Here is a 25,136-nt window from a genome sequence, read left to right on the forward strand (position 1 = left end):
GAAACAGGGGGGCGTCGGCCGCGCGCCGCCTGACCCCGCTACGAAGCCGTCGTCTCGACCCGAACAGGGTCGAGACGACGGCTTCTTTCGTGCCCAGAGACGTTGTCACGCAAACGGGTACGCACCGAGCGGGCGCTCGGTTACGGTCTGTGTGTCACCGAGACATAAGGAGCGTTACGTGTACCCAGGAACCCACGCCTCGACCACTCCCGACAAGGCCGCGGTCATTCGTCCGTCGACCGGCGAGACCGTCACCTACGCGGAGCTGACGGATGCGTCGACCAGGATCGCGCACTTCCTGCGCGACGAGCTCGGGCTGGTCCCGGGCGACACCGTGGCGATCGTCTCGGACAACGACTTGCGCGTGTTCGACGTCTACTGGGCGGTGATCCGCAGCGGGATGTACGTGACCGCCGTCAACCACCATCTGACCGCTCCCGAAGTCAACTACATCCTTGAGGACTGTGACGCGAAGGCGGTGTTCGCGTCGTCGACCGTCGCGGAAGCGGTCGCGCGAGCACACGAGATCCCGGCGTTGAGCGACGCACGTCGCCGGGTGGCGTGGGGAGACGGTCTACCCGGCTTCTCCGACTACGCCCAGGTCAAGGCGGACGCGTCTGCCGAGCCGCTCACCGACCAGCCGCGCGGCATGGACATGCTGTATTCGTCCGGAACGACGGGGCGGCCGAAGGGCATCAAACCGAACATGCCCGACGTCCAGGTCGACGAGGCTCCCGACTTGATCTCGCTCGTCTTCGGTCCGGTGTACGGCTTCGGGACGGACACGGTCTACCTGTCGCCCGCCCCCGTCTACCACGCGGCTCCCCTGCGCTATTGCGCGATGGTCAACGCGCTCGGCGGCACTGTCGTCCTCATGGACCGTTTCGATCCCGAGAACGCGCTCGAGCTGATCGAAGAGTACCGGGTGACGCACAGCCAGTGGGTGCCGACGATGTTCGTCCGCATGCTGAAGCTCCCCGCCGAGACGCGCGCGAAGTACGACGTGTCGAGCATGAAGGTCGCGATCCATGCCGCCGCTCCGTGCCCGGCAGAAGTGAAGAAGGCGATGATCGACTGGTGGGGTCCGGTCATCAACGAGTACTACGCGGCGACCGAGGCCGCAGGCGTCACGCTCATCGGCTCGCAGGACTCGCTCGACCGGCCGGGCTCGGTCGGTAGAGCGGCGCTCGGCGTCGTCCACATCTGCGACGACGACGGTGACGACCTTCCGACCGGTGAGGTCGGCACCGTGTTCTTCGAACGCGACGAGATGCCGTTCGCCTACCACAACGATCCGGCGAAGACGGCTGCCGCGCAGCATCCGCAGCACCCGAACTGGGCTACGACCGGCGACCTCGGCTACCTCGACGACGACGGTTTCCTCTATCTGACGGACCGAAAGGCGTTCGTCATCATCTCCGGTGGCGTCAACATCTACCCGCAGGAAGCCGAGAACGTCCTCATCAACCATCCGTCGGTGTACGACGTCGGTGTGATCGGCCTACCTGACGACGATCTCGGCGAGGCCGCGACCGGATTTGTGCAACTGGTCGACGGCGTCCATGCGTCCGACGAGCTGGCGACCGAGCTCATCGACTACGCGCGGGCGGAACTGGCGGCCTACAAGGTTCCGCGGACGATCGAGTTCATCGACGAACTTCCGCGCACACCGACCGGAAAACTCGTCAAGGGCGATTTGCGCAAGCAGGTCCTCGGCAGCTGACCGACCCGAAGGCTCGCGACTGTCGACCATTCAGATGAATGACCGTGTTGCTCCGACCGTAACCGTCCGTCTCCGGTGAACGACGTAGGTCATGTCGGGACCCACCGCCGTGGTGCGTGTGTCACCCGGCAGTCCTGAGGAGACGGACATGATCAGAAACCTCAATCGGATACTCGTCGCGGTGGCCGCAGTGCTGGTCGCACTGGCCGCGGCCGTCGCGATGACCGTGCCCCCGGCCTCGGCGGAGTCGACGACGTCGCCCGGGTCGACCACCGCGACCACCACAACCCCGCCGAGTTCGACGGTCACGCCGGCCGACACGACGCCGCCGTCCACGACCACCAGCACGCCCGACCCGAGCACGACGACCACCCCGCCGAGTTCCACAATCACGCCGCCGGAGGCCGGTACGGGATCCGTCACGGTGCAGGCCATCGATCTGAAGACCCACATCCCCGTCTCCGGCGTCAGTGTGGAACTCCGATCCGGGGGCGTCGTGAAGACGTTGGCCACCCTCGCGACCGTCGACATGCCCGCGGGCGTCGTGTCCGCGCACATCACGGCGATCCCGGACGGATACAACCGGGCCTGGGTCGACCCCTCCAGCGCGGATCTGGCAGTCGGCGCAAGCACCTCGTTCATCGTCTCCCTGTCCCGGGAGGGGCAGGTGGGCGCGGTGTCGATCACCAAGCGCGACAAGATCACCGGCGCGCTGCTGCCCGGTGCGCGCTACCGTGTCACAGCGGCCCACAGCGATCAGAGCGTCGTGCTGGTGACTGGCCCGTCAGGCACCGGATCGGTTCAGCTCGCCCCGGGCGGCTATCGCATCCAGGAGATCGGCGCGCCCACAGGCTACGTGCTCGACCCCACGGTCCGGTTCGTCGAGGTGTCCCCGTCCCAAACTCGGTACCTGGAACTGTACGATTCCCCGATCGAGCAGCCGGTGATCATCCGTAATCCGAGCCAGCGCGAGCCGTTGACTTCGATTCCCACCGGTCGGACGCACTGATGTCGCGCCTGGGTCGGGCGCTCGTCGTGGCCGCCGCAGTCGTGGTGCTGGTCGCGACCGGTGCCTGCGGTGCGCAGGAGGCCGCCCCGGGCTCCACCCAGGCGCAGGCCGACCTACCTGCACCGGTCATCGCGGTGGCGCACGAGCCGTCCGCGCCGGAACAGTTGGTGATCGACGGTCGGTCGGCGCCAACGCAAGCCGTCGCGACCGATGCACAGGGAACGCTGTTGCCGCCCACCGACATCTCGAAGCTCGGGTGGTGGGTCGACTCGGCTCTCCCGGGATCCGGCGCCGGAACGATCGTCGTCGTCGGACACGTCGACGACGTCGCACAGGGCACGGGGTACGCGGCTCGATTCACGACGTTGACGTCCGGAAGCACGGCGACGATCGAGACAGCCGACGGTCAGCACCTGACGTACCGGGTCTCGCGCGTGGTGGATGCGCAGAAGAAGGCCACGGGCACCGATGCGGTGCCGTTCGACGAGCTCAACCGACTCGACGGCCCGGAGACTCTCGCCTTGGTGACGTGCGGCGGCCCGTTCATCGGGCCACCGCTCGGCTACCGCGACAACATCATCGTCTTCGCCGAGCCGGCCTGAGGGCCGTTCGTCATCGTCCCCGGCGACCTGAACGTTCAGGCGAGCTCGATCAGCTCCTGGTACTCGTCCGACCAGTGGTCCTCGGTACCGTCCGGCAGCAGGATGACGCGCTGCGGCTCCAGCGCTTCGGCAGCGCCCGGGTCGTGCGTCACGAGGACGACGGCCCCGGTGTAGCTGCGCAGTGCTTCCAGGACCTGCTCGCGAGAGATCGGGTCGAGGTTGTTCGTCGGTTCGTCGAGCAGCAGCACGTTGGCAGCGGACGAGACGAGCCCGGCGAGCGCCAGGCGCGTCTTCTCGCCGCCGGACAGCGTCCCCGCCGGCTGTTCGAGCTGCGGCCCGGTGAACATGAACGCGCCGAGGAGCCCGCGCAGATCCTGCTCACCCGCATCCGGTGCGGCATGGCGGATGTTCTGCCACACCGTCGCATCGTCGTCGAGCGTGTCGTGTTCCTGCGCGAAATAGCCGATCTTGAGTCCGCGGCCCGGTTCCAGTTCCCCGAGGTCCGGCTTCTCCACCCCGGCCAGGAGCTTCAACAACGTTGTCTTGCCCGCACCATTGAGACCGAGGATCACCACGCGTGACCCCTTGTCGATGGCGAGGTCCACGCCGGTGAAGATCTCCAGCGACCCGTACATCTTGGTCAGGTTGGACGCCATCAACGGCGTCTTTCCGCACGGGTCCGGCTCCGGGAAACGGATGTGCGCGGTCTTGTCGGCTACACGCACGTCGTCGAGTTCGTCCATCATCCGCTCGGCGCGTTTGACCATCTGGTGGGCGGCCGCCGCCTTGGTGGCCTTGGCGCCGAGCTTGGCGGCCTGCGTACGGAGCGCGGACGCCTTCTTCTCGGCGTTGGCTCGTTCGCGCTTGCGTCGCTGCTCGTCGGTGGCGCGCGCATCGAGGTATCGCTTCCAACCCATGTTGTAGACGTCAGCTTCGCCGCGCACCGCGTCGAGGAACCACACGCGGTTCACGACGTCGGAGAGCAAGTCGACGTCGTGGCTGATGACGACGAGTCCACCGTCGTGGTTCTGCAGGAACGTCCGCAACCAGTTGATCGAGTCGGCGTCGAGGTGGTTCGTCGGCTCGTCGAGCAGCAGCGTCGTATCCGATTTCCCGGATCCGTCCGACGCGGCGAACAGGATTCGCGCCAACTCGATTCGACGGCGCTGGCCGCCGGAGAGTGTGCGCAGTGGCTGGGCCAGCACACGGTCGGGCAGGCCGAGGCTGTTGCAGATGCGGGCCGCATCCGCTTCGGCGACGTATCCGCCGAGATTGGCGAACCGCTCCTCGAGGCGCGCGTACCGAGCGATCGCCTTGTCCCGGATTTTGTCGTCGGCGGCCTCTTCCATCAGCGTCTGCTGTTTGGCCATCGAGGCGAGGATCTCGTCGAGGCCACGGGCCGAGAGGACACGATCCTTAGCGAGGACGTCCAGGTCGCCCTCTTTGGGGTCCTGGGGCAGGTAGCCGACGGGCCCCGAGTTGCGGACGGAGCCGGCGTACGGCTGGGTCTCCCCCGCCAGAATCCGCAACGATGTCGTCTTGCCTGCACCGTTACGTCCGACGAGACCGATCCGGTCGCCCGGCTGGATACGCAGATGGTCTCCGGGCGCAGACAGGAGAGTCCTCGCGCCCGCTCGAACTTCCAGGTCAGTCGCGGTGATCACGAGGATCCATCGTACGGATGACCGGCGGCTATCGGCGAATCGTGAAACGGTGGGCCCCGACACCACTGGCCGTAAGTCGAGATATGCTCGCTCGGAGAGTGACGGGACGAGAGGGCCGGACATGCGAGCTGCAGTACTGAACGAGGTCGGCGGGGATCTGTCGATCGTGGAGCTGACCGCCACGGACCTGGTCGCAGGCGAAGTGCTGATCAAGGTCCACGGCGTCGGCGTGTGCCACACCGATCTCACCGTCATCGACGGCGCATTGGCGCAGCAGACTCCGATCGTCCTCGGCCACGAGGGGTCCGGAGTCGTCGAGGCCGTCGGTCCCGGCGTCACCGAACTCGCTGTCGGCGACCACGTGGTGTGCAGTTTCACATCGTGTGGTCAGTGCAAGCGGTGTGCGGCCGGTGCCCCGGCGTACTGCACGAGGTTCGCGCTCCTCAACTATGCGGGCGTCCGGCCGGACGGTTCGACGACGCTCGCCGACAGGGACGGCTCTCCCGTCCACGGAAGCTGGTTCGGTCAGTCGTCGTGGGCGACGCACGCCGTGGCGAGCGTCGCGAACGCGGTGAAGGTCGACGACGCGCTGCCCCTGGCCACGCTCGGCCCGCTCGGGTGCGGCCTGCTGACCGGCGCGGGCGCCGTCTTCAACGTGCACCGCCCGAAGCCGGGCCAGAGCTACGGCGTGTGGGGGCTCGGCCCCGTCGGGCTCGCCGCGATCATGGCGGCGAAAGCGTCCGGATGCGATCCGATCATCGGCGTCGACCCGAACCCCGCACGGCGTGAGCTCGCGCTCGAGATCGGTGCGACCGCTGTCCATGAGCCGTCCGACGATCTCGCGAAGGACATCGTCCGCGAGACGCGCGGCGGACTGGACTTCACCGTCGAGGCGGTCGGTGCAGCTCCGGTGATCCGCCAGGCGCTGATGGCGTTGGCGTCGCCCGGTTCCTGCGTGACGGTCGGATTCCGTGGACCGAAGAACCCCGTCGACGTGAATCAAGGTCACCTGCTGCAGGGTCGTTCGCTGCGCGGCGTGATCGAAGGCGACGCCGACCCGCACGAACTGATCCCCCGACTCGTGCAGATGTGGGCCGACGGCCGCTTCCCGTTCGACAAGCTGATCACCACGTACGCGTTCGACGACATCGCGACCGCGATCGCCGACTTCCGCGCGGGCTCCGTCGTCAAACCTGTGTTGCTGCCGTGATCACGCCTTGCCGCTAGCCTTACCCCGGTGACCACGATCTACGATGTCGCCGTTGTCGGCGCCGGGCCCGCGGGCCGCGTTCTCGCGCACCGGGCGCTGGCCGCGGGGCTACGGGTCGCGGTGGTCGACCCCGCCCCCGACCGCCGGTGGTCGGCGACGTACGGGGTGTACACGGCGGACCTGCCCGACTGGTTCGACAGCTCGGTGATCGCGGCGTCGGCGCCGTCGGTCACCGTGTTCACACCGACCGAGCAGGTGGTGCCGCACGCATACGCAATCCTGGACACCGCTCTGTTCCAAGACGCGTTGACGCTCGACGGCGCGGACGTATTCGACCGTTACGCGGCAACTCTCAGCGCGCGCCTCGTGACGTGCGCGGACGGTTCGCACGTGCGGGCCCGCTACGTGGTCGACGCTCGGGGCGCACGGGCCGCCGACCATCCGGCTCGGCCTCGGCAGACTGCTGCTGGCTCGGTGACCCACTCTGACGACCCGACGATGGTCTTGATGGATTGGCGTCCCGCGCACCGCCTGCCGATCACCGGCGCGCCGGCGTCGTTCAGCTATCGGGTCGCGCTCGGCGGCGGTCGACGCCTCGTCGAGGAGACCTGCCTGGTCGGGGCGCCGCCCATCGACGTCGATGTCCTCGCGGAACGGAATCGGCTCCGCACCGCACAGCCGCGAGTCGACGAGGTGGTCGACTTCCCGCTTCTGGCCGACACGCGGCCGTGGGCGCGCACGGCGAACAGCCCGTTGCGGTTCGGTGCGGCCGGTGGCCTGATGCACCCGGCCACCGGGTACAGCGTCGGACAGTCGGTGCGCGCATCCGACGTCGTCGTCGAGGCGATCCTCGCGGCCCGCGATCCGCATGAGGCCCTGTGGTCGACGCGCGCACGCCTTGCCTACCGGTTGCGCACGCTGGGCCTCCGCGTTCTGCTGTCGTTGCGTCCGGACGAACTGGTCGCGTTCTTCGACGCGTTCTTCCGCACCGACCCGATACTGCAGCACCGCTACCTGTGCGGACGTGACGATGCCGTCGGCGTGCTGCGGACGATGGCCGCAGTGTTCGCCCAGGCGCCGATACCGTTGCGCGTGCGCGTGGCCGCATCGACGGTGTGCTGGCGCCCGTGCAATACGAGAAGACTCAGCCGGCGAGCTTCTTCATGAAGCCGTACTGGGCGGAGATCTGCTGCTGCGCGTCCGCCAGGTCCTTACCGTAGGCCTCCCCGACGTACGGTCCGACGGCGACGAAACAGCCAGCGGCGCCGTCCCTGGTGAGACACCGTGCGGCGTTCAGATCCTGCGGACTCGCCGCCTTCCGCGAAGAGTCGTCCTCGAAGTCCTTGACGAGATAGTCGATCCAACCGGCCGTCTGGCCTTCGCTGCCCGCCTTGTACAGCTGGGTGCCGTTCCACGCGAACTGCTCGATCCCTGACTTCTTCAGTGCGGCGAGTGCGGCGGACTGGTCGCCGTAGAACAGCGCCGCGGCCCGCTGGCCGTAGACCGCCCCGTGCAGCGGATTGCTGCTGTCGCCGTCCTCGCTGACCGTCCCGGTCAGCAGTCCGTCCGGGTCGATGCGACGGTCGTCGCTCACCGTTCCGAGCGCGTCCAGCAGCGGCTTCTGCTGGTCGTAGGCGGCCTTCACGATTCGCTCGGGCCACGAGCGGTTGCGGTCGTCGGCCCAGGTGTAGATCAAGCGCTGTCCGACCGGCGTGAACGCGGCGACCGTCTGCTTGCCGCCCGCGCCCGCATCATGGACGGTGATCGACTCCGACGGCATGCCCGCCACCCGGACGCGCTCATAGTTCGAGTACGAGGTGCGTTTGAGCATCACATCCGAGAGCTGCCGTGCGGCGGCGGAGGCCGCGGCGTCGTCGCGGAACACCATCACGGCGTGATTGATGCCGGCGTCGTTCTTCTCGTTCCCGGACGACAGCGTGAAGCCGTACTCGAAGTCCTTCATGACCGGCAGGTCTGCCGTATCGGGGATGACGACCTGGACGTTCGCCGGGGTCGCCAGCGGCTGGGTGGGGAGTTTCCCATCGACCATCACCGGGTCGAGGTCGTGCGCGAAGATCATGTGGTCGGCCAGCCGCACGGCTCGCAGCTTCGCCCATGCGACGTCCGAGGTCGCTTCACCGGCTGACCGAGTCTGCATGGAGCCGTACTTGCCGGTCTGCAGCTCTATCGGACCGCGTGTCGGGGTCCCGTCCACGGCACAGCCCGCCAGCACGCACGTCAGCGCCGCTGCGATGGCTATCAGAGACTTTCGCATGAGCAGATGGTACGGGTGCCGTCCCGGACGGCCGCCACCCGAATGACCTTCACCCCGCGCCAGGCGACTACTCGGACTGTCCGCTCTCTCGCAGAGCCTTCTCGACATCGAGTTCTTTGAGCTGCTCGATCAACGATTCGAGTGCCTGCGGGGGCAGCGCGCCAGCCTCGTTGAAGACGAGGTGCCCATCCTTGAACGCCATGATCGTCGGAATGGACCGGATCGACGCGGCGGCGGCGAGTTGCTGTTGGTCCTCGGTGTCGACCTTCGCGAAGACAATGTCCTCGTGCTTCTCCGACACAGCCGAGTAGGTCGGTGCGAACTGCTTACACGGACCGCACCACTCGGCCCAGAAGTCGACGAGCACGATCTCGTTGTCGTTGACGGTCTGCTCGAAGTCCGTCCCGGTCAAATCAATTGTTGCCATGTCACCATTCAACACCGCCCCAGCCCAGACATATTCCTGGCAGGCATATTCCAGGCCGCTAGCCTTCTCGGGCCCGAGCCCTCGCCTCGCGCACGTCGTCGGCGACGAGGTCGGCGTTCACGAAGGCGCCGACCTTGACGCCGGCCCCCGCTGCGACCGCGACCATCGCCGCGAGATCGGCTGCGTTGCCCGCCGTCCAGACGCCGGCTACCTGTGTCGCACCGTTCTCGTCCGCGGGGATCATCCGCCCCATCGGATGCTCCTGCGACTGCCCGCCGAGGCGCTCGTACAGTTCGGTGCGCGCGACCATCCGCGTCGCGACGACCACCGCGTCGACATCGTGACGTTCACCGCCGACCTCGATTGCCCGCGCCTCACGACCGTCGACGTGCACGCGAGACACGGCGCCGTCGACGACGCCGATCTCCATCACGTCGAGATCTGCGCGCTGCTCGTCGTCAAAGTCCACACCGTTCGCGAAGACGGTGACGCGGTCGGCCAGTCGCGCGAACAGCAACGCCTGATGAACTGCCAGCGGAGCCGCCGTTGCGATCACGCCGATTCGCCTGCCCCGCACCTCATAGCCGTGGCAGTACGGGCAGTGCAGTACGCCCTGACCCCACGCCTGACGCACGCCCTCGATGTCGGGCAGGACGTCGACAAGACCGGTCGCGAGGATTACTCGGCGTGCCGCGACGATGCTCCCATCGTGCACGTCGACGGTGAAGCCGGCCCCGCTCGCATCGCGGCGCGCGTCGCTGACTGTTCCATCGACGAATTCGACGCCATACGACTCGGCTTCGGCCCGTCCCTCGCGTACGAGATCGCCCGGCGCGATCCCTTCTCGGCCGAGCACGTTGTGCGCTGCATCCGACGGCAGGTTGCGTTGGGCTCCGCCGTCGATCACCAGTACCGACCGCAATGATCGGCCGAGTGCGACAGCTGCCGCCAGTCCTGCGGCACCGCCGCCGACGATCACGACGTCGTACGGTGCGGGTGTCTCTTCTGGGGTGCTCTTCGCTGTCTGGCTCATGCAGCCGACGCTATCCCCGTATTGCCCAGAGAGCATACAATCTTGCCTATGAAGCAAGAACCGGTGGCAAACGACGTCGACGCGCTCGTCCGACAACGCGTCAGAGGTTTACGCGTCTCCCAGGGCTGGACACTGGATGCGCTGGCTCGACGCTGCCATATCAGTCCGTCCACGCTGTCGCGAATAGAGACCGGCCATCGCCGCGTCGCGCTGGACCAGCTGGTCCCGATCGCGCGGGCATTGGGGACGACGCTCGACCAACTGGTGGAGCCGGTCGGCGATGACGACGTAGTGATCCGACCCGAACCGCATCAGTGGCCGGGGGCGGTCACCTGGCTGCTGTCGCGCGATCGCGCCGAGAACGGGGTGATCGTCGCGAAGATGCGCCTGTCGCCGAACCCGGCCTCACCGACGGACCAGCGCGTCCATCCGGGACACGAATGGTTCACAGTGCTCTCCGGGACGGTCCGGCTGCTTCTGGGCGACCGGGTCATCGACGTCCAGACGGGCGAAGCCGCCGAGTTCGACACGATGACGCCCCACAACCTCAGCGCGTATCGCAAGACGGCCGAGATCTTGACGATCTTCGACCGGGACGGCGAGCGCGCCCACCTGCACGACAGTTAGCGCCGACGGGCGCGAGGGTCTCTAGACGGTGAAGCCGAGCGCGCGCAACTGCTCGCGGCCGTCGTCGGTGATCTTGTCCGGACCCCACGCAGGGATCCACACCCAGTTGATCTCCATGTCGGTGCAGAGTCCGCTGGTGACGAGGACGTTACGGGTCTGGTCCTCGATCACATCGGTGAGCGGGCACGCAGGCGAGGTTAGAGTCATGTCGATCTTGACCGCGGCGTCGTCGTCGATGGCGAGGCCGTAGACGAGGCCGAGGTCGACCACGTTGATGCCCAGTTCCGGGTCGACGACGTCGCGCATTGCTTCTTCGACATCGTCCGGGCTGGGCAGGGAGGTCTCTACTGTGTCAGTCATTTCTATGCTCCGGTCTTTTCCGCAACGGTCTGGGAGACCGCGTCCTTGAACGCCATCCATCCGAGCAACGCACATTTTACGCGCGCCGGATACTTGCTGACTCCGGCGAAGGCGATACCGTCGCCGACGAGGTCTTCGTCGCCCGCGTCGGTGCCGCGAGAGGTCATCATCGTGTTGAACGAGTCGAGCGCGGCCATGGCGTCGTCGAGCGAGAGGCCGACGATCTGGTCGAACAGCACCGACGTCGAGGCCTGCGAGATCGAGCAGCCCTGGCCGTCGTAGGAGATGTCGGCGACGGCGTCGTCGACGACGGACACCCGGAGGGTGATCTCGTCTCCGCACGTCGGGTTGACGTGGTGGACTTCGGTGTCGAACGGCTCGCGCAGGCCACGCCCGTGCGGGTGTTTGTAATGGTCCAGGATCACCTCCTGGTACATCTGCTCCATTCTCATGGGCGTCCTCCGAAGAAGTTCTGGGCGACGCGGATGGCATCGGCGAGAGCGTCGACCTCGTCGACCGTGTTGTAGAGCGCGAACGAGGCCCGGGCGCTGGCGGCGACACCGAGCTTCCGGTGCAGCGGCCACGCGCAGTGGTGTCCGACGCGGATGGCGACGCCCTCGTCGTCGAGCACCTGCCCGAGGTCGTGGGCGTGAATGCCCGCGACGTCGAACGCGACCGCTCCGCCTCGCGCAGTCCCCTCACGCGGGCCGACGATCCGCAGACCGTCGATCTCGCTCAGGCGTGCCAGCGCGTGCACGACGAGTTCGTGCTCGTGAGCGGCGACCGCATCCATGCCGATCGCGTCGAGATAGTCGACCGCCGCACCGAGTCCGACGACCTGGGACGTCATCGGGACGCCGGCCTCGAATCGTTGCGGGGGCGCGGCGTACGTCGAGCCCTCCATGGTGACGGTCTCGATCATCGATCCGCCGGTGATGAAAGGCGGCAGCTGTTCGAGGAGCGCCGACTTCCCGTACAGGACGCCGACACCCGACGGTCCGAGCATCTTGTGTCCGGAGAACGCCGCGAAGTCGACGTCGAGCGCCCGGAAGTCCACCGCCATGTGCGGCACGGACTGACAGGCGTCGAGCACGACGTATGCGCCGACCGCGCGTGCCCGCGAGACGAGCTCGGCGACGTCGGCCACCGCCCCGGTCACGTTCGACTGGTGCGTGAACGCGACGATCTTGACGGTCTCGTCGAGGTCGAGCGAGTCGAGGTCGATGCGTCCGTCGTCTGTCACCGAGTACCAACGCAGCTGTGCTCCGGTACGGCGCGCCAGTTCCTGCCACGGAACGAGGTTCGCGTGGTGTTCGAGTTCGGTGACGACGATGGTGTCGCCGTCCCCGAGGCGGGTTCCGCCGAACAGCGGTGCCGACCGGTCGTCGCCCAGCGTGTACGCGACGAGATTCAGCGCCTCGGTCGCGTTCTTGGCGAACGCGATCTCGTGAGCCGTCACGCCGACGAACGATGCGATGGCGTCGCGTGCGTACTCGTACGCGTCGGTCGCCTCTTCCGCCAACTGGTGCGCACCGCGATGGACTGCGGCGTTGTGGTTGAGCACAAAGTCCCGTTCGGCGTCGATCACCTGCACCGGCCGCTGCGACGTGGCACCCGAATCGAGGTACACGAGCGGCTTGTCGTCGCGCACCGTCCGCGACAGGATCGGAAAGTCCGCACGGACGGCGGCGATGTCGAAGCCCGTTGCCACGGTCATCTGCGCTACTTCGCAGCAGCGGCGGTGAAACGCTCGTATCCGCTGCGCTCCAACTCGTCGGCCAGTTCCGGGCCGCCCGATTCGACGACGCGGCCGTTGACGAACACGTGCACGAAGTCGGGCTTGATGTACTGCAGGATCCGCGTGTAGTGCGTGATCAGCAGGATGCCGCCGTTCTCGCGGTCGGCGTACCGGTTGACGCCTTCGCTAACGATGCGGAGCGCGTCGACGTCGAGACCGGAGTCGGTCTCGTCGAGGATGGCGATCTTCGGCTTGAGCAGACCGAGCTGCAGCACCTCGTGACGCTTCTTCTCACCGCCGGAGAAACCCTCGTTAACGCTGCGATCACCGAACGCCGGATCGATGTCCAAGTCGTTCATCGCCTCGCGCGCCTCCTTCACCCAATGCCGAAGCTTGGGCGCTTCGCCGCGGACCGCGGTCGCGGCTGAGCGCAGAAAGTTCGACATCGAGATGCCGGGCACTTCCACCGGGTACTGCATGGCGAGGAAGATGCCCGCGCGCGCACGCTCATCGACACTCATCGCCAGCACGTCTTCGCCGTCGAGGGTGACGGTGCCGGACGTGATCTTGTACTTGGGGTGCCCTGCGATCGCGTACGAGAGGGTCGACTTGCCAGAGCCGTTCGGGCCCATGATGGCGTGCTTCTCACCGGAGGTGATGGTCAGGTCCACGCCCTTGAGGATGTGGATCGGCTCAGCGTCGGAATCGCTGTCGGCGACGTCGACGTGGAGATCGCGGATTTCGAGAGTAGTCACTGGAATCAGTAGTTCCTTCGTAAAGATGTGGGGCCAAAAAGATGTGGGGCCGCAGAGATGCGGGGATAGGGGCTCAGGCGCCTGCGATTTCGAGTTCGGCTTCGATGGCCGCTTCGAGTCGCTCGCGGAGCTCGGGGACGGAGATCTTGGCGAGGACCTCGCCGAAGAAGCCGCGGATGACGAGGCGTCGAGCCTGGTCTTCGGGAATGCCGCGTGACTGCAGATAGAACAGCTGCTCGTCGTCGAAGCGCCCGGTCGCGCTGGCATGCCCGGCGCCGACGATCTCGCCCGTCTCGATCTCGAGGTTCGGGACGGAGTCGGCGCGTGCGTTGTCGGTGAGCACCAGGTTGCGGTTGAGCTCGTAGGTGTCGGTGCCTTCGGCGCTGGGGCGGATCAGAACGTCGCCGATCCACACCGTGTGCGCCTCGCGGGACCGCTTGGAGCCCGGCCCGTCCGAGGTGTCTCCTTGCAGCGCACCCTTGTAGGTGACGTACGAACGGCAGTGCGGCGCCGAGTGGTCCACGAGGAGACGCTGCTCCAGGTGCTGACCGGCGTCGGCGAAGTACAGGCCCCACAGTTCGGCGTCGCCGCCCGGCGCCCGGTACTTCACGTGTGGCGACAGTCGGACGAGGTCACCGCCCAGGCTGATCGCGAAGTGGCGGATCACGGCGTCGCGCCCCACTGAGATGTGGTGCGCCGCTACGTGCACAGTGTCGTGCGCCCAGTCGTGGACGTTGACGACGGTCAGGTGCGCGCCGTCGCCCGTGACGATCTCGACGTTCTCGCCGACCGTTCCACTGCCGCGCTGGTCGAGGACCACGACGGCCTTGGCGAACGCTTCGGCGCGGATCTGCAGGTGCGTGTACGCGACCTCGCCCTCGCCGGGTCCGTCGAGGGTCACCACGACGGGGACCTCGACCTGAGCATTCGCGGCAATCGTGACGACGCGAGCCTTGGTGAACGACGAGTACGCCTGCGCGGCGATCCGGTCGAACGGGACGCCGCCTTCACCGAGTCGCGGGTCGTCGCGTTCGACGAGCTCGGACGTTACGCCGTCCACGACGCCGTCGACGTCATAGTCGATGGTCGCCGTGGCGGGAGCGGTTCCGTCGTGCAGGCCACGGAGACGACGGAACGGGGTGAACCGCCACGCCTCTTCGCGCTGGCCGGGCACCTCGAACGCGTCGACGTCGAACGAGGTGAACATCTCGCCCTTGTTGACGACGACTTCCTTCGTCGGGGTGAGTTCAGCCATCAGCCGACCGATCCTTCCATCTGCAGTTCAATGAGCCGGTTGAGCTCGAGTGCGTACTCCATCGGGAGTTCCTTAGCGATGGGCTCGACGAAGCCGCGGACCACCATGGCCATCGCCTCTTCTTCGGTGAGCCCACGGCTCATCAGGTAGAACAACTGATCGTCGCTGACCTTCGAGACGGTGGCCTCGTGCCCCATCGTCACGTCGTCCTCGCGGATGTCGACGTACGGGTAGGTGTCGCTGCGGCTGATCTGGTCGACGAGCAGCGCGTCGCACTGGACCGTCGAACGGCTGCCGTGCGCGCCCGGATTCACCTTGATCAGACCGCGGTACGACGATCGGCCGCCGCCGCGCGCCACCGACTTCGAGACGATGTTGCTCGACGTGTACGGCGCGAGATGCACCATCTTGGATCCGGTGTCCTGATGCTGGCCCTCACCCGCGAACGCCACCGAGAGGACTTCGCCCTTGGCGTGCTCGCCGGTCAGCCACACGGCCGGGTACTTCATGGTGACCTTGGAACCGATGTTGCCGTCGACCCACTCCATGGTGGCGCCCTCTTCGGCCTTGGCGCGCTTGGTGACCAGGTTGTACACGTTGTTCGACCAGTTCTGAATGGTCGTGTAACGGCAGCGGCCGCCCTTCTTCACGATGATCTCGACGACCGCAGAGTGCAGCGAGTCGGACTTGTAGATCGGCGCGGTGCAGCCTTCGACGTAGTGGACGTACGCGTCCTCGTCGACGATGATCAGCGTCCGCTCGAACTGGCCCATGTTCTCGGTGTTGATGCGGAAGTACGCCTGCAGCGGGATGTCGACGTGGACGCCCGGCGGCACGTAGATGAACGACCCACCGGACCAGACCGAGGTGTTCAACGCGGAGAACTTGTTGTCGCCCGCGGGGATGACGCTGCCGAAGTACTCCTCGAAGATCTCCGGGTGCTCGCGCAGACCGCTGTCGGTGTCGACGAAGATGACGCCCTTCTCCTCCAGGTCCTCGCGGATCTGGTGGTAGACGACCTCCGACTCGTACTGTGCGGCGACGCCTGCGACGAGTCGGTTCTTCTCCGCCTCGGGGATACCGAGACGGTCGTAGGTGTTCTTGATGTCCTCGGGCAGGTCCTCCCACGACTCGGCCTGCTTCTCCGTGGAACGCACGAAGTACTTGATGTTGTCGAAGTCGATGCCCGACAGGTCGCCGCCCCAACTGGGCATCGGCTGACGATCGAAGATGCGCAATGCCTTGAGTCGCTGCTCGAGCATCCACTCGGGTTCGCTCTTCTTACCCGAGATGTCGCGGACGACTTCCTCGGACAGACCGCGCTTGGCAGCGGCGCCTGCGTCGTCGTTGTCGGACCAGCCGTAGCCATAGCCGTCGAAGGACGCAATCGTCTCTTCCTGGGACAGCTGGGTGGCGGCGGGATCGGTGACCGTCATCGGGGGACCTTTCCATCGGGGTTGTCGGCGACGACGGGCTGCGACGTCGCCTTCGGGTCGAGAACGTTCTGGGGTTCGGCCAAGTCGGCGGGCCGGTGGACCGGTACGTGCGTACTGCACACGCAGTCGCCGTTGGCGATGGTGGCGAGCCGTTGCACGTGAGTGCCGAGTAGTTCGGTGAAGGCCGCGGTCTCGGCTTCACACAGTTCGGGGAATTCGGCGGCGACGTGCGCCACCGGGCAGTGGTGCTGGCACATCTGCACGCCGGCACCGACCTCGCGGACGTCGGCCGCGTAGCCTGCGCCCGTCAGCGCGGCCGAGATCTGTTCGACGGTGGCGATGACCGAGCCGGACTCGGACACCGGCTCGACACCGGCGACAAGGCCGTCCACGCGGTCGCGGGCGAACTTCTCGACTGCAGCCTGCCCCGCCACGTCCCGGAGCGATCGGATCGCGGCACCCGCGAGATCGTCGTAGGCGTGCCGCAGCTTGCCTCGTCCGGCAGGCGCCAGTTGGAACCATTTCGCCGGGCGGCCGCGGCCACCCTTGTTGAATCCGGCGGGCGCCAGCTCGACGTCACCGCCGTCAGTGAGGATGTCGAGGTGACGCCGGACTCCCGCCGCACTGATGCCGAGACGTTCGGCGATGTCGCTCGCCGTCATCGGGCCCTCATCGACCAGCAACGACACGACCGCAGCCCGGGTCTGGCCATCGGCGCCAGATCCGTCTGCTTGCTGTTGCCACAGCAGTCGCTTCGAGTCGGTCATGCTTTTCACAACACAAGTGTGACGTAATTGATTCCCCCGATCCAGCAAGGGTGACCTAATCGCCCTTGCTCCAGGAACCGCCGCACGTGCGGGCCCGCACCGCACGCCAACCGATACAGTGCTCGTGTGCCAGAACTCCCGCTGCTGCGTCGAGGCCTCGATTATCTCGGTGTCTCCCGCCCCGTCGTCGAGCGCGATCCCGACGCTACCGGGGAATACGGCACTCGACTCGCGCGCATGCACTCCGACGAAGCTGAAGTCGGACCGCTCAACGCGCTCGAGAAGTCGAGACTGCGACGCATCCAACTGTTCGGCACCACCGGTTCGGTGCTCATCCTGATCGGATCGCTCGGCACCGGCATGCTGCCGGTCCTGCAGAATCCGATCGTCGGCACCCGCATCCTGTCGTTGCCGTCACGCATGTATTCGACGGCGCTGACGGTGTCCATCGGCGGCATGATGACGCTGGTCCTCGCATGGCTGCTCCTGTCGAGGTTCACCATCGGGCGCATGTCGGTCGAGGTGGCCGAACATCGCAGTCCGGCCCGCCGAATGTCCCGGAGCCAGATCTATCAGACGATGGTGATGTGGGCGGCTCCGCTGATCATCGCGCCTCCCCTGCTCAGCAAGGACGTGTACTCGTATCTCGCGCAGAGCGCGATCGCGTACCGCGGAATGGATCCGTACACCTACAGTCCGATGCGCGGACTCGGCGTCGACCACGTGCTCACCCTGTCGGTGCCGAACCTATGGAAGGACACGCCCGCCCCGTACGGACCGCTGTTCCTGTGGATCGGTGAACACATCACGGCGATCACCGGGGAGAACATCACCGTCGCCGTCCTGCTGCACCGCGTGGTCGCCCTGTTCGGCGTGGCGATGATCGTGTGGTCGCTCCCCCGCCTGGCCCGCCGCTGCGGGGTGTCGAGCGTCACCGCCCTCTGGCTCGGCGCGCTCAATCCCCTGCTGGTCCTTCATTTGATCGGCGGCATTCACAACGAAGCGTTGATGCTCGGCATGATGCTGGTCGGAATGGAGTGGTCCTTCCGCGCCATAGACGGTTCCGAACGTCTGCGCCGACTCGACCGTCTCCTCCCCTCCAGAACCGGCTGGATCCTCCTGGCGGGCGTCGCGTTGATCGCCGCGTCTGCGATGGTCAAGGTCTCGTCGATGCTCGCACTCGGCTTCATCGGCATCGCTCTCGCACGACGTTGGGGTGCGACACTCCCCGCTCTGCGGAACGCTCCGCCCGCGCAGTGGTGGGACCGCTCGCGGACATCGTTCTTCGCTCTCACGAAGGCGGCGTCGGCCCTGTTGTCAGTGACGGTCGCCGTGATCGTCGCGATCTGTCTGGGCACCGGCCTCGGGTTCGGCTGGACGGGCACGCTCAGCACCGGCGGCATCGTCCGCTCCTGGATGTCGATGCCGACTCTGCTATCGGTCGTCGCCGGTCGCGTCGGACTGTGGCTCGGGATGGGCGAGCAGACACAGGCCATCCTCGATATCGCTCGGCCCATCGGTCAGCTGATCGCGGCGATCCTCGTCGTCCGTTGGCTCCTCGCGTGCTTGGCGGGCCGCGTGCACCCACTCGGCGGTCTCGGCATCGCGATGGCCACGTTCGTCGTCTTCTTCCCATTCGTACAGGCCTGGTACCTGCTGTGGGCGATCATCCCGCTCGCCGCGTGGGCCACGACCCGCTGGTTCCGAGTCGGCACCGTCGTCATCTCCGCGATCATGTCCGTCGTCGTGATGCCCACGAGTTCGGACACCCCGCCGCTCGTCGTCGCACAGGGGCTACTGACCGGGCTGCTCATGGTCGCGATCACGGCAATGGCGTTCTTCATCGACAGTCCGGTACGTCTGTGGCTGTGGCGTCGTCGCCGAGCCAAACGAGGATGACGCGTCCCCGCCGTGGCGGGCCGGAACGCACGTGTGCCCCCGCGCACATCGTTGCGACCCGATGCCGGTGCGCGGCCGTTACTCGCTTACGCTGATGATCGTGCGCGACGCCCCTGCCTCTTCGAGCGATTCGGTCGATCGTGCCGCGGGCGAGACCACGCTGAGCATTCGAGGTCTGGTCAAGCGGTACGACGACGTCGTCGCCGTCGATGGACTCGATCTCGACATGCGTCGCGGCGAAGTGTTGGCACTTCTCGGCCCCAACGGCGCGGGCAAGACGACGACCGTCGAGATCTGCGAGGGCTTCGATCGACCCGATGCAGGCGAGATCCGCGTCCTCGGGCTTGACCCGATCGCCGAGAACGACGCCCTGCGCAGCCGCATCGGCGTGATGTTGCAGGGCGGCGGAGCATATCCGGGAGCGAAGGCCGCGGAGATGCTGCGGCTGTGCGCGTCGTACTGCGCCGATCCCCTCGATCCGGTGTGGCTGATGGATGTCCTCGGGATCGCTGACATCGCGGGCACGCCGTTCCGTCGCCTCTCGGGTGGCCAGCAGCAGCGACTGTCGCTGGCCTGCGCCCTCGTCGGACGACCCGAACTCGTGTTCTTGGACGAGCCGACGGCAGGCCTCGACGCGCACGCGCGCATCATGGTGTGGGAGTTGATCACCCGCCTCAAATCCGACGGGGTCTCGGTCCTTTTGACGACACACCATCTCGAGGAGGCCGAGGAGCTCGCCGACCACATCGTGATCATCGATCGGGGACGGGCCGTCGCGTCGGGCACCCCGGCCGACCTCGTGCGGCGCGATGCCGAAGGCCAGCTCCGTCTCACCGCCGAAGGCGTCGACGACGACGCCCTGGCGTCCGCGCTTCCGGCCGGCTACACGTGCAGTCGGAGCCAGACGGGCGACCACCTCGTGCACGGGGACATCACTCCGCAGATCGTGTCCGCGGTCGCCGCGTGGTGCGCCCAGAACGATGTCCTCGTCACGTCGCTGACCGTCGACACGAATTCGCTCCAGGACGTCTTCCTGGAACTGACCGGACGCGAGGTGCGCGCATGAGCGAGACGTCCAGCGACGCTCCGAACCGGTTCCCGGCGGGCACGTTCGCCCCGGCGCCCGCGCCCGCACCGCTGTTCGCCATGGTCGCGGCGCAGACGCGCATGGAGCTGACCCTCCTGCTGCGTAACGGCGAACAACTACTGCTCACCATGTTCATCCCGATCACACTGATGATCGGCTTGAGCCTCCTGCCGATCGACACCGGATCCGGCGACACCACTGCCGCCCGCGCGACGACCTTCGTCCCGGCGATCCTCGCCGTCGCGATCATGTCGACCGCATTCACCGGGCAGGCCATCGCCGTCGGCTTCGACCGACGGTACGGGGCGCTGAAACGACTCGGTGCCACGCCGATCCCGCGGTGGGGCATCATCGCAGGCAAGTCGTGCGCTGTGGTCATCGTCGTCGTCTTGCAGTCGCTCATCATCGGCGCGATCGGTCTCGCCCTCGGGTGGCGGCCCGCGATCGCCGGGCTTCTTCTCGGCGCCACGATCATCGCGCTCGGCACCGTCGCGTTCGCCGTTCTCGGGCTGCTTCTCGGCGGGACGATGAAGGCCGAGATCGTGCTGGCCCTCGGCAATCTAATCTGGTTCGTGCTGCTCGGGTTGAGCAGTCTCGTCGTCTTCGACGAGCACGTGCCCTCTGCCGTCCATTGGGCGGCTCGTTGTTCCCCGTCCGGCGCTCTCACCGAGGCGCTCATCCAGGCGCTCGACTCGTCGGTCGATCTGTTCGGCATCGGCGTGTTGGCTGCCTGGACGGTCGTCGGCGGCGCCCTCGCAGTGAGGTGGTTTCGATTCCAGTGACGTCTTCGTCCGCAACCGAGCAGTCGAGCAAGCAATCGTTGGTCCGGTCGTGGGCCGGCTTCCGGACGCCGACCCGACGGTTCCTGTACGGCTGGGCCATCGCCGACCTCGCTGCGAACATCCTCCTCGTCGTCACCGGCGGCGCCGTCCGCGTCACCGACTCCGGGTTGGGCTGCCCAACATGGCCGCAGTGCACGTCGGGCTCGCTGACCCCGCACGCCGCCATGGGCATCCACGGTGTCATCGAGTTCGGCAATCGCATGCTCACGTGGGTGCTGGTGGTCGTGGCCATCGCGACCTTCGTCGCGGCCATGCGGCACCGCCCGGTCGACCGGCTGGCGCGCCGACTGGCGCTGGGCATCGGCCTCGGCGTCCCGCTGCAGGCGGTCGTCGGCGGCATCACCGTATTGACGAATCTCAACCCGTGGATCGTGTCGTTCCACTTCCTGGCGACGATGTTGATCATCTCACTCGCCACCTGGCTGGTCTTCCACACCTCGCCAGCCCGCACCTCGCCAACCCTCGCAGTCGGCGCCGTCGGCGAACTCTCGGGCGCGGTACCGGTCATCACGCGGATCACGGTGGTGGCGTCGTGGGCCGTCTACGCGGTCACGTGGGCGACGGTCTACCTCGGTACGGTCGTCACCGGCTCGGGTCCACACGCGGGTGACATCGACTCCAAACGCAACGGCCTCGAACCCACCCAGGCGACGCAGTTGCACGTCGACGCCGTCTGGACCCTGGTCGGTATCACGGCAGGACTCATCGTCATCACGCTCATCGCGAAGACGATCGCCCGGCGCGCGGCCGTCGTGTTCGGCGCGATCATTCTGTTCCAAGGACTGATCGGCTACATCCAGTACGCGACCGAACTCCCCGAGTGGATGGTCGTCCTACACATGTTCGGCAGCGCCGTCCTCATGTCGGGCGCGACGTACCTGGTGGTCAGCGCGGTCCGCGCGAATCGTGCGGTGGCCGAAGCCGCCGCCTGATCGCGCGGACCCAGCCGCCGGCACCAGAAGTGCCTCGGTCAGTCGAGGATCTTGCGGTTGCGCGGCTTCGGGAAGCGCTTCTGGTGGGCGACCCAACCGGCCATCTTCCGCCAGTGGGCGGGGCGGACGTCGGCAGCCGACGTGAGTTCGCGGTCCCACTCAGCGGTCTCGAGCCCGTCGACGGCGTCGACGACCGCAGTCGCGGTGTCCATGTCGTCGACGACCCGGTCGCCGAGTGCGCCGCCGTCGTCGCCGACGAGGGTCACCCGGACTCCGGCCTGGCCGGTCGGCTGAAGCACGGCTTTCGCGGAGCCCCCGTTGGCGGCCACGAAGCCGCGGATCGACGAGACCACGTCGGACGGTGCGGTCGCGGGCGTCTTCACAGCGGATTCTTCACTCATGCGGGTGATCATACCGGCGTGCGAGAATGGGCCAATGCGCGCGATCCATGTGACAGCTCACGGCGGTCCCGATGTCCTCACCGCAGTCGAAGTTCCCGATCCCGAACCCGCTCCCGGCGAACTCCTCGTTCGCGTGCGTGCCGCGGGCGTCAACTTCATCGACACGTACCTTCGGGCGGGCCTGTACCCGTCCCGTCCCCCGTATGTTCCCGGGATCGAAGGGTGCGGCGAAGTGATCGGAACGGGTTCGCCGGACACGGGATTCACGGTCGGCGACCGCGTCGCGTGGACCGACGCCGCCGGGTCGTACGCGGAGAAGACCGTGGTCGCAGCCGACCGGGCGCTACCGGTGCCCGACGGCGTCGGAGACGAGGTGGCCGGGGCGGCGCTCCTGCGAGGTCTCACGGCCCACTACCTTCTCGACGGCAGCGCGCATCCCGCGACCGGCGACACGATCTTGGTGCACGCCGGGGCAGGCGGTGTCGGCCTGCTCCTCACCGAATGGGCGACGTCTCGGGGCGTCACCGTGATCTCGACGGTGTCATCGGACGCCAAGGAGGAACTCTCGCGCACGGCGGGCGCGGCGCACGTCCTCCGCTACGACGACGACATCGCGGCCCGCGTCCACGAGGTCACCAGCGGACACGGAGTCCAGGTGACATACGACGGGGTCGGCGCGTCGACGTTCGACGCTTCGATCGCGTCCACCGCGGTCCGCGGGACCGTCGTCCTGTTCGGCGCGGCGAGCGGCCCGGTCCCGCCGTTCGACCTTCAGCGTCTCAACGCGGCGGGATCGCTGTCGGTTGCGCGCCCGACACTCGCCCACTTCGTCGCCGACCGTGCGGAACTCGAGTGGCGTGCCAACGAGTTCTTCAGCTCGATCACGACGGGCCGTCTGCACGTCTCAGTCGGTCAGACGTTCGGGTTGGCCGACGCCGCTGATGCGCACCGCGCGTTGGAGTCCCGCGCCACCACCGGTGCGACCGCGCTGATCCCGTGAGCCGGGCGACCCAGATCCGCGTCGGCACGGTCGCCGCGGCAGCAGCGGGCGTCATCGCGCTCGCCGCCACCCGCCCGGTCTCGGCCGTCCCACTTCTCGTCTGTTTCGCGGTCTTACTCGGCATCGCGGCGGTGGCCGCGGCGTGGCCCGGGGTCGACGACATCTCCGTGGAAGCTGCGCAGCTCAGACGCGATAGCGAAGCGAGGGCGGCGATCCGCACTGACTCCGGACGGCACCGAACGCCGACACCCCAGTCACCCCATTCCCAGTCACCCCATTCCCAGTCATCCCATTCCCAGTCATCTCAGACACGGCGGCACCGATGGGACCGTGCCTGCACGCATCACGACGGCGTGTTGGCCGCGTACGGCGCGTACGAACTCGATCCGGCGATGTTGCTCCGCTACCCGGGCATGTGGGACTTGAGCGCGCAGGAGATCATGGACTTCCACGACGCACTCGAACTGGCGGGCACGCTGCGAACTGAGCAGTTCACCGACGACAGCATCTGTCAGGAGTACATCGACTCGATCGCGATCCTGCGCAGCGCGTGGCACAGGGCCGACCGTTTCGCTCGCAGCACCGGTACGTCGCAGCTGGGCGACGACGATGCCCGAGACTGCCGTCGCGCGTTGAAACTGCTCGATCACGCGAACGGGACGGCGGGCGCCGAGCGAGCCGCCTACCTGCAGCAGGTCATCAGCACGGTCGACCGACTCACCGAACGGGGCATCGTAGCGAAGGCACCGACGATCCACGCCGCGCTGGAAGCCCAGGCCCGCAAGGCGCTGTCCGCGTGAGGCGGCTGACCGCTGGTCACCATGACCCGTCGCGGACGAAACGTCCGTTGAGCGAGTAGACGCCTTCGACGTTGCCGTTGACCGGGCCGACTGAGATCCGGATCCGTGCGGGCGCGTCACCGCCGCTGTCGCCGGGCATGTCGCCTGCCTGAAATCCGACGACGTCCTCGTCGTAGGTAGGCGAATCGTTGCGTCGCATGAGGTCGTCGCGAGCGCGCAGCACCGAGGCCTGCGACAGCTCGCTCAACACGAACCTCGGAGTCCGCGGGTATCCCAGGCCCTCACGCCGAGCGACCTTCGGGAACTCGCCCGGTACCGCGACGATCGATTCGACGGGCCCGTCGTCGAAGTCCATCGCGATGCCGCCGCTGCTCTGGACCGGCGACGCAGCGGGAATCGTGGCCTCATCGATGGTCGATTTGAAGTCGAACCCGGTGAGCGGCGTACGTGCACCGACACCCGCCGCCTTCATGATCCGCGCCGCCGCGACCATCACCGTGTCGACTGCTCCGGCGTCGAGAGTGTCGGGCAGGTTCCCGTCCGCGTCCACCTGGATCTTGCGCATGATGTCGTCGCTGTCGAATGAGACGAGCAGCAGGTCGTCGTCGGTGCGGCGTCTGATCTCAATCGTGGTCTGGTTCGTCACGACTCCCGAGTCGCCGATCTTCCTCGCACCCTCGGCGACCTTGGCCGCGGCGTCGGACAGGGACAGGTTCTCCAGGTCTGCTCGACCGAACGTGTTGCGTTCGGTGGCGCGGGACCTCGAGGGCATGCTCCAGCCATCACCGTCTCGGCTCGCTGTCACCTTGTTCCCGCTGCGTGTGTCCAGCACCGCGATCTCCGGGGCCCAGCCGAATCTGAGCGAGAGAATCGACGCCGACCCGTTCGGCACCATCGTGTCGGCGTGCGTGAGCGCCTCAACCAGTTGCGCGTCAAGGCTGTGTTCTGCGACGAGCTGATCTCGCGGAGGGTTCGTGGTCTTGGTCGTGTCCGCCGACGTCGACGCGTCGTCCGTGTCGATCAGGCCCGCAATCGGGACGCCGAGTACGAGCACCGCCAACGGGATCGCCCCGACGCCGATGAGTCCAGCGGTCCGTGACGACTTCGAGGCGACGACCACGCCGCCGATCGTCGCGGTCAGGCCGACGAGCGCACCGAGGATGCGAATCGCCGTGTCGTCGACGGTGCCTGCGACGACGAACGCCACGACTGCGAGGATTGCCGCACCGACGAGGATCGCGGTCGGTGTCGGTTTCGACGACTCTGTCACCCGCACAGCCTATTGCGTCCGGAC

The 25,136-nt window shown here is 67.2% G+C and carries 25 protein-coding genes; 12 read left to right on the forward strand and 13 right to left on the reverse strand.

Annotated elements, in window-relative coordinates; all coding sequences use genetic code 11:
- Positions 1–178 precede the first annotated feature (178 nt).
- The 3 genes from L5G33_RS05595 (at position 179) to L5G33_RS05605 (ending at position 3,334) form a co-directional block, all read left to right on the forward strand.
- Complete coding sequence (locus tag L5G33_RS05595; protein WP_236997184.1) at positions 179–1,723, forward strand: acyl-CoA synthetase; 1,545 nt, start codon at positions 179–181, stop codon at positions 1,721–1,723.
- Between the two features lie 148 nt (positions 1,724–1,871).
- The gene (locus L5G33_RS05600) at positions 1,872–2,732 is read left to right on the forward strand and encodes an MSCRAMM family protein (RefSeq protein ID WP_236997185.1); all 861 of its coding nucleotides are present in this window, start codon (positions 1,872–1,874) and stop codon (positions 2,730–2,732) included.
- On the forward strand, positions 2,732–3,334 hold the full coding sequence (locus tag L5G33_RS05605; RefSeq protein ID WP_236997186.1) for a class F sortase: 603 nt from the start codon (positions 2,732–2,734) through the stop codon (positions 3,332–3,334). The genes L5G33_RS05600 and L5G33_RS05605 overlap by 1 nt, the downstream gene beginning before the upstream one ends.
- Positions 3,335–3,369: 35 nt before the next feature.
- On the opposite strand, the gene L5G33_RS05610 is transcribed toward L5G33_RS05605, so the two are convergent.
- Complete coding sequence (locus L5G33_RS05610; protein WP_236997187.1) at positions 3,370–4,998, reverse strand: ABC-F family ATP-binding cassette domain-containing protein; 1,629 nt, start codon at positions 4,996–4,998, stop codon at positions 3,370–3,372.
- 121 nt (positions 4,999–5,119) lie between these two features.
- Here L5G33_RS05610 and L5G33_RS05615 point away from each other — a divergent pair, with 121 nt between their 5' ends.
- A complete protein-coding gene (locus L5G33_RS05615) occupies positions 5,120–6,208 on the forward strand; it encodes an NAD(P)-dependent alcohol dehydrogenase (protein WP_236997188.1) in 1,089 nt (362 codons plus the stop codon).
- Between the two features lie 27 nt (positions 6,209–6,235).
- Positions 6,236–7,375, forward strand: coding sequence for a lycopene cyclase family protein (locus L5G33_RS05620; protein WP_236997189.1), 1,140 nt, complete (start codon positions 6,236–6,238; stop codon positions 7,373–7,375).
- Here L5G33_RS05620 and L5G33_RS05625 read toward each other — a convergent pair.
- The 3 genes from L5G33_RS05625 to L5G33_RS05635 all read right to left on the reverse strand — a co-directional run bounded on the left by L5G33_RS05625 (position 7,353) and on the right by L5G33_RS05635 (position 9,943).
- A complete protein-coding gene (locus L5G33_RS05625) occupies positions 7,353–8,483 on the reverse strand; it encodes a DUF7373 family lipoprotein (protein WP_236997190.1) in 1,131 nt (376 codons plus the stop codon). The two genes, L5G33_RS05620 and L5G33_RS05625, sit on opposite strands and share 23 nt — an antisense overlap.
- A gap of 67 nt (positions 8,484–8,550) precedes the next feature.
- On the reverse strand, positions 8,551–8,910 hold the full coding sequence (gene trxA / locus L5G33_RS05630; RefSeq protein WP_236997191.1) for a thioredoxin: 360 nt from the start codon (positions 8,908–8,910) through the stop codon (positions 8,551–8,553).
- A 58-nt stretch (positions 8,911–8,968) separates the two neighbouring features.
- A complete protein-coding gene (locus L5G33_RS05635; protein WP_236997192.1) occupies positions 8,969–9,943 on the reverse strand; it encodes an NAD(P)/FAD-dependent oxidoreductase in 975 nt (324 codons plus the stop codon).
- A 48-nt stretch (positions 9,944–9,991) separates the two neighbouring features.
- Between L5G33_RS05635 and L5G33_RS05640 the strand changes: the two genes are divergently transcribed.
- Complete coding sequence (locus L5G33_RS05640) at positions 9,992–10,570, forward strand: helix-turn-helix domain-containing protein (protein ID WP_236997193.1); 579 nt, start codon at positions 9,992–9,994, stop codon at positions 10,568–10,570.
- Positions 10,571–10,591: 21 nt separating this feature from the next.
- Here L5G33_RS05640 and L5G33_RS05645 read toward each other — a convergent pair whose 3' ends face one another.
- The 7 genes from L5G33_RS05645 to L5G33_RS05675 form a co-directional block, all read right to left on the reverse strand.
- Positions 10,592–10,930 (reverse strand): metal-sulfur cluster assembly factor, encoded by a 339-nt coding sequence (locus L5G33_RS05645; RefSeq protein WP_236997194.1) that lies wholly within the window; start codon positions 10,928–10,930, stop codon positions 10,592–10,594.
- A gap of 2 nt (positions 10,931–10,932) precedes the next feature.
- On the reverse strand, positions 10,933–11,382 hold the full coding sequence (gene sufU / locus L5G33_RS05650; protein ID WP_236997195.1) for a Fe-S cluster assembly sulfur transfer protein SufU: 450 nt from the start codon (positions 11,380–11,382) through the stop codon (positions 10,933–10,935).
- The gene (locus tag L5G33_RS05655) at positions 11,379–12,647 is read right to left on the reverse strand and encodes a cysteine desulfurase (RefSeq protein ID WP_236997196.1); all 1,269 of its coding nucleotides are present in this window, start codon (positions 12,645–12,647) and stop codon (positions 11,379–11,381) included. The genes sufU and L5G33_RS05655 overlap by 4 nt, the downstream gene beginning before the upstream one ends.
- Before the next feature lie 5 nt (positions 12,648–12,652).
- Positions 12,653–13,423 carry a Fe-S cluster assembly ATPase SufC gene (gene sufC, locus L5G33_RS05660; protein ID WP_236997197.1) on the reverse strand — a complete coding sequence of 257 codons (771 nt, stop codon included), beginning with the start codon at positions 13,421–13,423 and terminating at the stop codon, positions 12,653–12,655.
- 73 nt (positions 13,424–13,496) lie between these two features.
- Positions 13,497–14,678, reverse strand: a complete 1,182-nt coding sequence (sufD, locus tag L5G33_RS05665; RefSeq protein WP_236997198.1) for a Fe-S cluster assembly protein SufD — start codon at positions 14,676–14,678, stop codon at positions 13,497–13,499.
- A complete protein-coding gene (sufB, locus tag L5G33_RS05670) occupies positions 14,678–16,114 on the reverse strand; it encodes a Fe-S cluster assembly protein SufB (RefSeq protein WP_236997199.1) in 1,437 nt (478 codons plus the stop codon). Before sufB ends, sufD begins: the two co-directional genes overlap by 1 nt.
- The gene (locus L5G33_RS05675) at positions 16,111–16,881 is read right to left on the reverse strand and encodes a helix-turn-helix transcriptional regulator (RefSeq protein ID WP_236997200.1); all 771 of its coding nucleotides are present in this window, start codon (positions 16,879–16,881) and stop codon (positions 16,111–16,113) included. The genes sufB and L5G33_RS05675 overlap by 4 nt, the downstream gene beginning before the upstream one ends.
- Positions 16,882–17,007: 126 nt before the next feature.
- Here L5G33_RS05675 and mptB point away from each other — a divergent pair, with 126 nt between their 5' ends.
- The 4 genes from mptB to L5G33_RS05695 all read left to right on the forward strand — a co-directional run bounded on the left by mptB (position 17,008) and on the right by L5G33_RS05695 (position 21,641).
- Positions 17,008–18,780 carry a polyprenol phosphomannose-dependent alpha 1,6 mannosyltransferase MptB gene (mptB, locus tag L5G33_RS05680; protein ID WP_236997201.1) on the forward strand — a complete coding sequence of 591 codons (1,773 nt, stop codon included), beginning with the start codon at positions 17,008–17,010 and terminating at the stop codon, positions 18,778–18,780.
- A gap of 94 nt (positions 18,781–18,874) precedes the next feature.
- Entirely contained in the window at positions 18,875–19,846 is a 972-nt protein-coding gene (locus L5G33_RS05685; protein ID WP_372476863.1) for an ABC transporter ATP-binding protein, read from the forward strand.
- Positions 19,843–20,649 carry an ABC transporter permease gene (locus tag L5G33_RS05690; RefSeq protein WP_236997203.1) on the forward strand — a complete coding sequence of 269 codons (807 nt, stop codon included), beginning with the start codon at positions 19,843–19,845 and terminating at the stop codon, positions 20,647–20,649. Before L5G33_RS05685 ends, L5G33_RS05690 begins: the two co-directional genes overlap by 4 nt.
- Complete coding sequence (locus tag L5G33_RS05695; RefSeq protein WP_236997204.1) at positions 20,646–21,641, forward strand: COX15/CtaA family protein; 996 nt, start codon at positions 20,646–20,648, stop codon at positions 21,639–21,641. The genes L5G33_RS05690 and L5G33_RS05695 overlap by 4 nt, the downstream gene beginning before the upstream one ends.
- A 38-nt stretch (positions 21,642–21,679) precedes the next feature.
- Here the strand turns inward: L5G33_RS05695 and L5G33_RS05700 are convergent, their stop codons facing one another.
- Positions 21,680–22,042, reverse strand: a complete 363-nt coding sequence (locus L5G33_RS05700) for a hypothetical protein (protein ID WP_236997205.1) — start codon at positions 22,040–22,042, stop codon at positions 21,680–21,682.
- Between the two features lie 34 nt (positions 22,043–22,076).
- Here L5G33_RS05700 and L5G33_RS05705 point away from each other — a divergent pair, with 34 nt between their 5' ends.
- Both L5G33_RS05705 and L5G33_RS05710 read left to right on the forward strand, forming a co-directional pair.
- Positions 22,077–23,042: a quinone oxidoreductase family protein gene (locus tag L5G33_RS05705; protein WP_236997206.1), complete on the forward strand. Its 966-nt coding sequence runs from the start codon at positions 22,077–22,079 to the stop codon at positions 23,040–23,042.
- The gene (locus L5G33_RS05710; protein ID WP_236997207.1) at positions 23,039–23,842 is read left to right on the forward strand and encodes a hypothetical protein; all 804 of its coding nucleotides are present in this window, start codon (positions 23,039–23,041) and stop codon (positions 23,840–23,842) included. Before L5G33_RS05705 ends, L5G33_RS05710 begins: the two co-directional genes overlap by 4 nt.
- Positions 23,843–23,858: 16 nt before the next feature.
- Here the strand turns inward: L5G33_RS05710 and L5G33_RS05715 are convergent, their stop codons facing one another.
- On the reverse strand, positions 23,859–25,112 hold the full coding sequence (locus tag L5G33_RS05715; protein ID WP_236997208.1) for a GumC domain-containing protein: 1,254 nt from the start codon (positions 25,110–25,112) through the stop codon (positions 23,859–23,861).
- Positions 25,113–25,136 lie beyond the last annotated feature (24 nt).

Source organism: Gordonia liuliyuniae, from assembly GCF_021738805.1.
GTDB classification, from domain to species: domain Bacteria; phylum Actinomycetota; class Actinomycetes; order Mycobacteriales; family Mycobacteriaceae; genus Gordonia; species Gordonia liuliyuniae.